This is a genomic window from Streptomyces sp. NPDC037242 (assembly GCF_055604165.1).
In genome coordinates, this window is record NZ_JBVJUY010000004.1 from 1 (window position 1) to 8462 (window position 8462).

The 8462-nt window shown below is 70.6% G+C and carries 7 protein-coding genes and 1 rRNA gene; 2 read left to right on the top strand and 6 right to left on the bottom strand.

Annotated features, from left to right (window positions below; genetic code table 11):
* Window positions 1-137: 137 nt before the first annotated feature.
* A 5S ribosomal RNA gene (rrf, locus tag ACZ7GJ_RS06760) occupies window positions 138-254 on the top strand.
* A 105-nt stretch (window positions 255-359) separates the two neighbouring features.
* Complete coding sequence (locus ACZ7GJ_RS06765; protein ID WP_470750091.1) at window positions 360-947, top strand: GNAT family N-acetyltransferase; 588 nt, start codon at window positions 360-362, stop codon at window positions 945-947.
* Here the strand turns inward: ACZ7GJ_RS06765 and ACZ7GJ_RS06770 are convergent.
* The 6 genes from ACZ7GJ_RS06770 to ACZ7GJ_RS06795 form a co-directional block, all read right to left on the bottom strand.
* A complete protein-coding gene (locus ACZ7GJ_RS06770) occupies window positions 944-2461 on the bottom strand; it encodes a type VI secretion protein (RefSeq protein ID WP_470750092.1) in 1518 nt (505 codons plus the stop codon). The two genes, ACZ7GJ_RS06765 and ACZ7GJ_RS06770, sit on opposite strands and share 4 nt — an antisense overlap.
* A gap of 2 nt (window positions 2462-2463) precedes the next feature.
* A complete protein-coding gene (locus ACZ7GJ_RS06775) occupies window positions 2464-3882 on the bottom strand; it encodes an ATP-binding protein (RefSeq protein ID WP_470750093.1) in 1419 nt (472 codons plus the stop codon).
* A 20-nt stretch (window positions 3883-3902) separates the two neighbouring features.
* Window positions 3903-5465, bottom strand: a complete 1563-nt coding sequence (locus ACZ7GJ_RS06780) for an SCO6880 family protein (protein ID WP_470750094.1) — start codon at window positions 5463-5465, stop codon at window positions 3903-3905.
* Window positions 5462-6802 (bottom strand): hypothetical protein, encoded by a 1341-nt coding sequence (locus ACZ7GJ_RS06785; protein ID WP_470750095.1) that lies wholly within the window; start codon window positions 6800-6802, stop codon window positions 5462-5464. The genes ACZ7GJ_RS06780 and ACZ7GJ_RS06785 overlap by 4 nt, the downstream gene beginning before the upstream one ends.
* A complete protein-coding gene (locus tag ACZ7GJ_RS06790) occupies window positions 6792-7631 on the bottom strand; it encodes a hypothetical protein (RefSeq protein ID WP_470750096.1) in 840 nt (279 codons plus the stop codon). The genes ACZ7GJ_RS06785 and ACZ7GJ_RS06790 overlap by 11 nt, the downstream gene beginning before the upstream one ends.
* A 101-nt stretch (window positions 7632-7732) precedes the next feature.
* Entirely contained in the window at window positions 7733-8041 is a 309-nt protein-coding gene (locus tag ACZ7GJ_RS06795; protein ID WP_031145169.1) for a hypothetical protein, read from the bottom strand.
* Window positions 8042-8462: the final 421 nt, after the last annotated feature.

Sequence of the window (8462 nt, forward strand, 5' to 3'; positions counted from 1 at the left end):
CAGATGTGGAAGCCCGGTAACGGGTGGAGCTGACTGGTACTAATAGGCCGAGGGCTTGTCCTCAGTTGCTCGCGTCCACTGTGTTAGTTCTGAAGTAACGAACCGTGTCCATGCCCGGTTGGTTAACTTCATAGTGTTTCGGTGGTCATAGCGTTAGGGAAACGCCCGGTTACATTCCGAACCCGGAAGCTAAGCCTTTCAGCGCCGATGGTACTGCAGGGGGGACCCTGTGGGAGAGTAGGACGCCGCCGAACAATCATTGTGGGAAAGCCCCGCACCTTATGGTGCGGGGCTTTTCTGCGTTTACGGCACGAAATTGCGATGAAGTCTGTCCGGTCGTGTGGTTAGGATCCCGAAGTATGGACGATCAGAGCAAGCAGGACGTGAAGCAGCACGTGATCCGTGCGATACGGGCCGACGAGTGGGAGCAGGTCAAGGAGCTGCGGATCGCCTCGCTCCACGACCCCGTGGCTGCCATCGCCTTCCTCGACACCGCCGAGCTCGCCGAGGCCCGGCCGGACAGCTTCTGGCAGGAGCGGACCGCCGGCGCCGCCTCCGGGCGGGCCGTGCGTCAGTTCGTGGCCGAAGGGCCCGACGGGGTGTGGGACGGCAGCGTGGCCGTGCTCGTCGAGGAGCTGGGCACCAAGGACTTCCTCGACCGTGAGATCGAGACGACCCAGGGGCACGTCGTCGGGGTCTTCGTCCGTGAGGGCCGGCGGGGCACCGGACTGGCCGAGGAGCTGTTCCGGGCGGGGCTGGAGTGGGCCTGGTCGCTGGAGGACCCGGCGCTGGAACGCGTACGGCTCTATGTGCACGAGCGCAACGACAGGGCCCAGGCCTTCTACCGGCGCGTCGGGTTCCAGGACAGCGGTGTGCGGGTGCCCCTGGAGACGGACCCGTCGGCCAAGGAGCTGGAGTACGTCATCGATCGGCCGGCAGCGCTCTAGCCGACGGGGAGGGGCGCGTCCGGCCAGCGGGTACGGGCCTGTTCGCGACTGCGGCACAGGGCGAGGAGGGGGAGCGTCTCGTCCTGGAGGAGCTCCGGGAGCTGGGGGACGGGGGCCACGGCGGCCACGTCGTCCAGGACCAGCGCGAGTGGTGGGTCGAGCCGACCGTGGGATGACCGTGCGGCCATGCGGCGGCCGTGCTCGACCACGCTCGAGGCGAGTGCGGTCAGCAGGGGCATCGCACCCGGGTGGGTCCGGGGATCTTCCAGCGGTTCGCCCACCACGTAGAGGCTGCCCCCTTCGGCGATGAACGATGCCAGGGTGAGCGAATCCGTTCGGTTCGGGTTGCAGGCCTCGCGGATGTGGATCGAGGTCAGGCAGGAGAGGGCCCGGGCCGTCAGGTGCTGGGCGAGCTCGCGGCGTTCCGGGTGGGCGGTGAGGGCGTTCTCCAGTTCCCCGGCGGCGCCGGGGGCGGCTGTGACGCTTCCGGGATGGGTGCGCAGGATGCGTACCGGGTCCTGGGAGCCGTTCCCCTGGGCCCAGCGGTGCAGGTGCTTGAACGGGCGGTCGTCGAGGGCGGCCGCCTGGAGCCAGCAGCGAAGGAGCGTTTCCGCGGTGTCGGCGACGGCCGCGTCCATACGGGCCTGCGGGCGTATGGGGGCCAGCAGGGAGACGGCGCGGGCGGCCGCGGTATCGCGGTCGAGGCAGCCCTCGGCCGGGTTCCAGTGCATGCGGGCCGGGGTGTCGCACAGGTGGGAGGGGTCGTAGAGGAGGACCGGGCCGAGTTTGGCGCGGGCGTCCTTGGTCTCTGCCCAGAGGGCCGGGGAAGAGGTGACCACCAGCACCGCGCCCTCGGCCGTGGCGATGCTCTGCGCGGCGAGGCGGTGGCGCTCGGCGGGGCCGGCGTAGGCCATGCGGAGGGGCGGGGCGGTCGTGGGCGCGGCCGGCGGCGGGGGCGCCGGGGCGTAGCCGAAGCCGTAGCGGTAGGCCTCGTCCACCGGAGCCGGCGGAGTCGCAGCCGGAGCGGGGGGCTGGGGCTGTGCGGGTACGGGGGCCTGGTGCGGGGGCTCGTAAGGGACGGGCTCGGATGCGGCCGCGGTTTCCGGTGCGGGGGGCGGCGCGGGCTGTCTGGCCAGGGCGCGGCGGGACTTCGTACGGGCGATGACGCCGATGCAGAACACGGTCAGCACGAACATCACCAGCAGCTGGCCGATGAACAGGCCCCAGAACAGCCCCCAGCCCGACAGCGCCGCCGGGTCGGTGTCCGGCCAGGCGCCCGGGACGTCGTGCGGCTGAGCTATCAGGGCGCGTACGGCCCCCGGGGTCCTGGTGAAGGTGACGCTGTCGGGCCAGGCGCCCTTCGCGAGGAGGGCGGACAGGCCGGTGGCCGTCCAGACCAGGACCGCGAGGCCGAGGAGGAAGGCCAGCAGGGCGACGAGCAGCCCGTCGGGGATGCCGCCGCGGGCGGGGGCGTCCGTACGTCGGGCGTCTCGTCGATCTCGTGCGTCGTACATGCTCACGCCACCGTGGTCGCGGACCCCGGGCCGCCGTTGCGGTGGCGTTCGATGAGCAGGGCGCGCTCCTCCGCCTCCAGTTCGGCCGCCAGCAGGTCGTCGGGCAGTTGGTGCTGGGCGGAGGACTCGGTCATCGCGCGGTCGGTGTAGACGAGGGGGCGTTCGGCTTCGGTGATCAGGTGTTTGACCACCTGGACGTTGCCGTTGACGTCCCAGACGGCGATGCCCGGGGTGAGGGTCGGGATGATCTCCACGGCCCAGCGGGGCAGGCCGAGGACGCGGCCGGTGGCGCGTGCTTCGTCGGCCTTCTGGGCGTAGATGGTTCTGGTGGAGGCCATCTTGAGGATGGCCGCGGCCTCGCGGGCGGCCGCTCCGTCGACGACGTCGGAGAGGTGGTGGACGACGGCGACGAAGGACAGGCCGAGGCGGCGGCCGAACTTCAGGAGGCGCTGGAACAGCTGTGCCACGAAGGGGCTGTTGATGATGTGCCAGGCCTCTTCGACGAGGAAGATGCGCTTCTTGCGGTCCGGCCGGATCCAGGTGTGCTCCAGCCAGACGCCGACGATCGCCATGAGGATCGGCATCGCGATGGAGTTGCGGTCGATGTGGGAGAGGTCGAAGACGATCAGCGGGGCGTCGAGGTCGATGCCGACGGTGGTCGGGCCGTCGAACATGCCGCGCAGGTCGCCGTCGACGAGGCGGTCGATGACGAGCGCCACGTCGAGGCCCCAGGCCCGGACATCGTCTATGTCGACGTTCATGGCGTGGGCGGATTCGGCTTCGGGGTAGCGCAGTTGCTCGACGATGTCGGTGAGGACGGGCTGGCGGTCGCGGATGGTGTCGACGACGTAGGCGTGGGCGACCTTGAGCGCGAAGCCGGAGCGCTCGTCGAGGCCGTGGCCCATGGCGACTTCGATGATGGTCCGGAGCAGCGCGAGCTGGCCGGTCGTGGTGATCGCCGGGTCGAGGGGGTTGAGGCGGATCCCGTCGTCGTTGGCGGCGATGGGGTCCAGGCGGATGGGGGTTATTCCCAGCTGCTGGGCGATGAGGTTCCATTCGCCCACGCCGTCCTCGCCCTGGGCGTCGAGTACGACGACCTGGCGGTCGCGGAAGCGGAGCTGGCGCAGGACGTAGGTCTTCTCCAGGGCGGACTTGCCGTTGCCGGATTCGCCGAGGACCAGCCAGTGGGGGGCGGGGAGTTGCTGCCCGTAGAGCTGGAAGGGGTCGTAGATGTAGCCCTTGCCGCTGTAGACCTCGCGGCCGATGATGACGCCGGAGTCGCCGAGTCCGGGGGCGGCGGTGGGCAGGTAGACGGCTTGCGCCTGCCCGGTGGAGGTGCGGACGGGCAGGCGCGTGGTCTCGACCTTGCCGAAGAGGAAGCTGGTGAAGGCGTCCGTCAGGGCGGACATGGGATCTCGCATGGGGCGGCCGTTCCCTCCAGCTAGCGTCGGATGCCGGTGGCGAACGGCAGGGTGTTGACGAAGGCGCGGTGGTGCTCGCGGTCGCACCACTCCAGCTTCAGGTAGGACTTGCCGGCGGAGGCGCGGATCGTCCGCTTGTCGCGGGCGAGGGCTTCGGGTGAACGCGAGGACACCGTGATGTACCCGACGAGGTTGACTCCTGCCGCACCGCTGGCGAGATCTTCACCCCTCTGGTCCAGTCGGCCGTGCGCGGCGATGTCGCGGGGGTCGACGGTCCGGTTCATCTTGGCGGCGCGGGAGGCGTCGGCCTCGTCGTTGGTCTTCTCCGTGAGCATGCGCTCGATGGCGACCTCGGTGGGCTCCAGGTCCATGGTGACGGCGACGGTGCGGATCACGTCCGGGGTGTGGACGAGGAGCGGGGCGAGGAAGTTGACGCCGACCGGGGTCATGGGCCATTCCTTCACCCATGCCGTGGCGTGGCACCAGGGTGCGCGGGTGGAGGACTCGCGGGTCTTGGCCTGGAGGTACGTCGGTTCCACCGCGTCGAGTTCGGCGGGCCAGGCGTTGCGCTTGGTCATGGCCTGGATGTGGTCGATGGGGTGGTCCGGGTCGTACATGGAGTGCACGAGGGAGGAGAGTCTGCCCTGGCCGAGTGGTTGGCGGACGCGGATGTCGGCCTCGGCGAGGCGGGCGCAGATGTCGGTGAGCTCGCGGGCCATGACGATGGCGAGGCCGGCGTCGCGGTCGAGCTTGCGGCCCTTGTGCGGGGTGCCGGCGCGGGCGATGGTGTGGGCCTCGGCGGCGAGTTCGCGCGTGAAGTGCATGCAGGCGACCAGGTACGCGCGGTGCTGCTCGGAGGAGGTGGAGACCATCGACTGGAGCTGCTCGTAGGAGTCGCGCAGCCAGATCGGGGCGTTGGTGTCGCCGCGCTGGGCGACGTCCTTGGCGTGCGCGTCGGGGTCGGCGGGCAGCGTACGGGCGAGCATCTGCAGGCGGGTGACGAAGCCGTCGCCGTTGGCGACGTGCTTGAGGAGGGTGCCGAAGCGGTCGACGAGGGCTTCTTGGTCCTCGCTGTCGCGCAGGCCGACGCCGGGGCCTTCGATCTCGATGGCGGCGGTGACGGTTCTGCGGTCCGCGTGGAGGAGTACGGCGATCTCGTCGGGGCCGAAGGGGGCGGCGAGCCAGCTGATGCGGCCGATGCCGGGGGGCGGGCCGACCTCGACCTCGCGGCCGTCGGAGCCGCGGACGCCGGCTTCCATGGCGGCGGAGCGGTAGGTCGTACCGCGGCGCAGGGTGCGCTTGTAGCTGCGGCTGATCTCGAACCAGCGGTAGAAGGTGCGGCCCTTGTACGGGACGTACACGGCGGCGAGCGCGAGCATGGGGAACCCGGCGAGGCTGACGATGCGCAGCGTGAGGTCCGGGACGAGCAGTCCGCTCATCATCCCGAAGAACGCTCCGGCGATGATCAGGGCGATCTCGCCGGTCTCGCGGTTCTTGCCCACGATCGCGTTCGGCCGGGCGCGGCCGATGAGATACGTGCGGCGGGGCGCGACCGGGTGGATCTGGTGGGACTGGGTCGTCAACGCCCGTCACCTCCTGTGTTCTTCGTACTCGTACGCGAGCTCGTGCGGGGCGGGGGTGTGGCGGAGGGGGCGGGTCCGCCGCCGGACCCGGCACCGGAGGACGGGCGGCTGCTGTGGGCGGCCACGCCTCCGGCGATGGGGTTGGCGGGGCGGGGCGCGCTGCCGCTGTCGCCTGCGCGGTGGTTGCCGCGGCTGCTGTGGGTCTTGATGCCCTGCGAGACGAGGGAGGCGGGGGAGCTGATGACGGCCGCGGCCTGGGCGCCGTCGGTGGCGGAGCTGCGGCCGGCGCGGGCGGAGGCGATCTCGTCGCCGAAGCCGGGGACGAAGCGGTAGATCATCGCGGAGGCGAAGATCGCCAGGAGGATGATCGCGAGGCCGGAGACGACGGCGGAGAAGGCGTTCGGCCCCTTCTCGCCGGCCAGGGCCCCGGCGAGGCCGAGGACGATGACGATGACCGGCTTCACGAGGATCACGGCGATCATGATGCCCGCCCAGCGGCGGACGTGGCCCCAGAGGTTGCGGTCGACGAGCCCGGCGTAGACGACGACGCCGAGGAGGGCGCCGACGTAGAGCAGGGCGGCGCGGATGAAGAGTTCGAGGAAGAGGATGCCGGCGGCGAGGACGGTGACGAGGGAGACGACGATCAGCATGATCGGGCCGCCGCCGATGGAGTCGCCCTTCTTGAGGGCTTCGGTGAAGGAGCCGAAGAAGACGTCGGTCTGGCTGCCGCTCGCGGAGGCGATGACCTCGGTGACGCCGTCGGTCGCGGAGACGACGGTGTAGAGGATCAGGGGGGTGAAGGCGGAGGCGAGGACGGTGAGCCAGAGGAAGCCGATGGCTTCGGAGATGGCGGTGGTGAGGGGGACGCCACGGATGGCGCGCTTGGCGACGGCGAAGAGCCAGAGGACGAGGGTGAGGATGGTGGAGGCGGCGAAGACGATGGAGTACTGCTTGAGGAAGGCGCCGTTGGTGAAGTCGACGTTGGCGGAGCCGTTGACCGCCTTGCTGAGCTCGGTGACGATCCAGGCGGCGGCGTCGGCGCAGCCCTTGGCGAGGGAGGCGAGGGGGTTGAGGGCGTCGGCCGGGTCGCTGGGCGCTAGGCCTGTGCGGGGGGCTCCGCCGGTGGCTGCGCCTTGGCCGCGTTCGCAGTAGTCCCGGGCAGGGCCGGCGATCAGCGCGCAGGGGTTGTCGCTCGCCCCCGGGGACGGGGTGTTGCTCGGCGTCGGCGTCGGTGTGGGTGCTGCCACCGCACGGGCCGCGAGGAGGACGGCCGCCATTTGGACGGCTGCCGTGGCCGCGCCGATCCTCCGGACTGAGAGCCGGGTGCTACCGGGCATACGTGAACCCTCCGAATTCGGTGACGGCGCTGCCGATCTCGTCGGAGGTGGACACGGGGTTGTCGCCGGTGACGGGGGTCGGGCCTTCCTTTTGAGCCGTCTCGACCAGCTTCCAGTCAGACCCGCTCCACTTGAGCGTCATGGAAATGGTGAACCAGCCGCTGGTCACCGGACGCGTGGACTTGTCGCCGGTCAGGCCGAACATGCCGATGCACCACACATCGACGGACGCGTTCCCCGCGGCGAAGCTCTTCACCTTGGCCCCTGCCGGAACGGTCCGGTTGACGAAGGTGGAACCCGCCGGGGCGAGACCGTCCTTCGTCAGGCCGATCTGGGAAAGCAGGCCGGCCGAGTAGTCGGCGTCGAATCCCGCCTGGAGCTTGGCCCGGGTGCTGTCGTCCGCCACTGCGTCCACGATGGCGTGGCGTCTGGTGGTGTTGAACATGCCGTCGGAACCGAGCACCACCGCGTAGTTGGTGGCGGCCGACTGGGCGCCCTGTTGGTCCTGGGGGAAGCCCTTGGGGATGCCCGCGGACTTGTCCGTGACCGGGGGGACGCCTGTGGCGGCGGTGGGGGAGGTGGCCTGGGGTTTGTCCGAGGACGGGGTGGTCGGGGTGTCGCCGGACTGGTTCGCGAACGCGATGGCGGCGATCAGGAGGACGACCACGCCGACCACCGTGACCAGGCTTCGGGAGGCGCGGGGGGTGCGGCGGGGGGTGCCGTAGGCGTCGGAGGGGGATTCCGGGAGGCGGGTACGGGTCTGGCCCGTGCCGCCGACCTCGCCGTAGCCGCCGCCCGTGCCGCCGCCGTACTGGTCGTCGTTGCTCATTCCGTGTCCGCCCCCTCCGCGTCGTTCGACGGTAGCGCTGCTTCCCGCGCACGCGCGGCGTGGTGAGTCCTCATCAGGTCCGGGATCCGGGACGGGCCCGGCTAGACGGCCATCCCGTAGACGATCGTGAACAGGGTGCCGAGGGAGCCGATGATGAAGACGCCGGTCAGGCCGGCCACGATCAGGCCCTTGCCCTGTTCCGCGCTGAAGGTGTCGCGCAGCGCGGTCGCGCCGATGCGCTGCTTGGCCGCGCCCCAGATGGCGATGCCGAGGCAGAGGAGGATCGCGACGGCCATGACCACTTCGATCATGATCTTCGCTTCGTTGCCGAGACTGCCGAACGGCCCCCAATTCGGGGCGATTCCGCCGATGATGGTGGTGATGTCGCCCTTTTCGGCTGCCAGGATCATGTAACTCACCGCCCCTGTATGGGTAGTTCCGGAAGCCCGTGCCCGACGGCAGGGGTCACGCACTATCTTCGCTGATGAAACCGCCGTCGTACGTCGACTTGACGGCTCTCTTTGCCCGATCTCCCGGCCCGTGCCCCGCCCGTGTGCTCTGACCTGGGCGTGGGTGGTCTGCATGCGAAAGAACGTATGGTCACTCTGTGTATCACGGGGGGTGACCCCGGGCAATGATTGTCGTCCCGGCGTACGGGGGGCGGATCGAGGCGGCGCCGTTCGGCGCAACGTTTCGGCAGGGGGCGGGCCCCCGGCCCTTCGGTGGTGGGGGGGGGGGGGGGGGGGGGGGGGGGGGGGGGGGGGGGGGGGGGGGGGGGGGGAGGGGGGGGGAGAGGGGGGGGGGGGGGGGGGGGGGGGGGAACAACCCCGC

What these genes read in the sequence shown, in the direction of transcription:
- ACZ7GJ_RS06775 (WP_470750093.1), bottom strand. Translation starts at nt 3,882, where the DNA reads ATGCGAGATCCCATGTCCGCCCTGACGGACGCCTTCACCAGCTTCCTC.
- ACZ7GJ_RS06785 (WP_470750095.1), bottom strand. Translation starts at nt 6,802, where the DNA reads ATGCCCGGTAGCACCCGGCTCTCAGTCCGGAGGATCGGCGCGGCCACG.
- ACZ7GJ_RS06790 (WP_470750096.1), bottom strand. Translation starts at nt 7,631, where the DNA reads ATGAGCAACGACGACCAGTACGGCGGCGGCACGGGCGGCGGCTACGGC.
- ACZ7GJ_RS06770 (WP_470750092.1), bottom strand. Translation starts at nt 2,461, where the DNA reads ATGTACGACGCACGAGATCGACGAGACGCCCGACGTACGGACGCCCCC.
- ACZ7GJ_RS06765 (WP_470750091.1), top strand. Translation starts at nt 360, where the DNA reads ATGGACGATCAGAGCAAGCAGGACGTGAAGCAGCACGTGATCCGTGCG.
- ACZ7GJ_RS06795 (WP_031145169.1), bottom strand. Translation starts at nt 8,041, where the DNA reads ATGATCCTGGCAGCCGAAAAGGGCGACATCACCACCATCATCGGCGGA.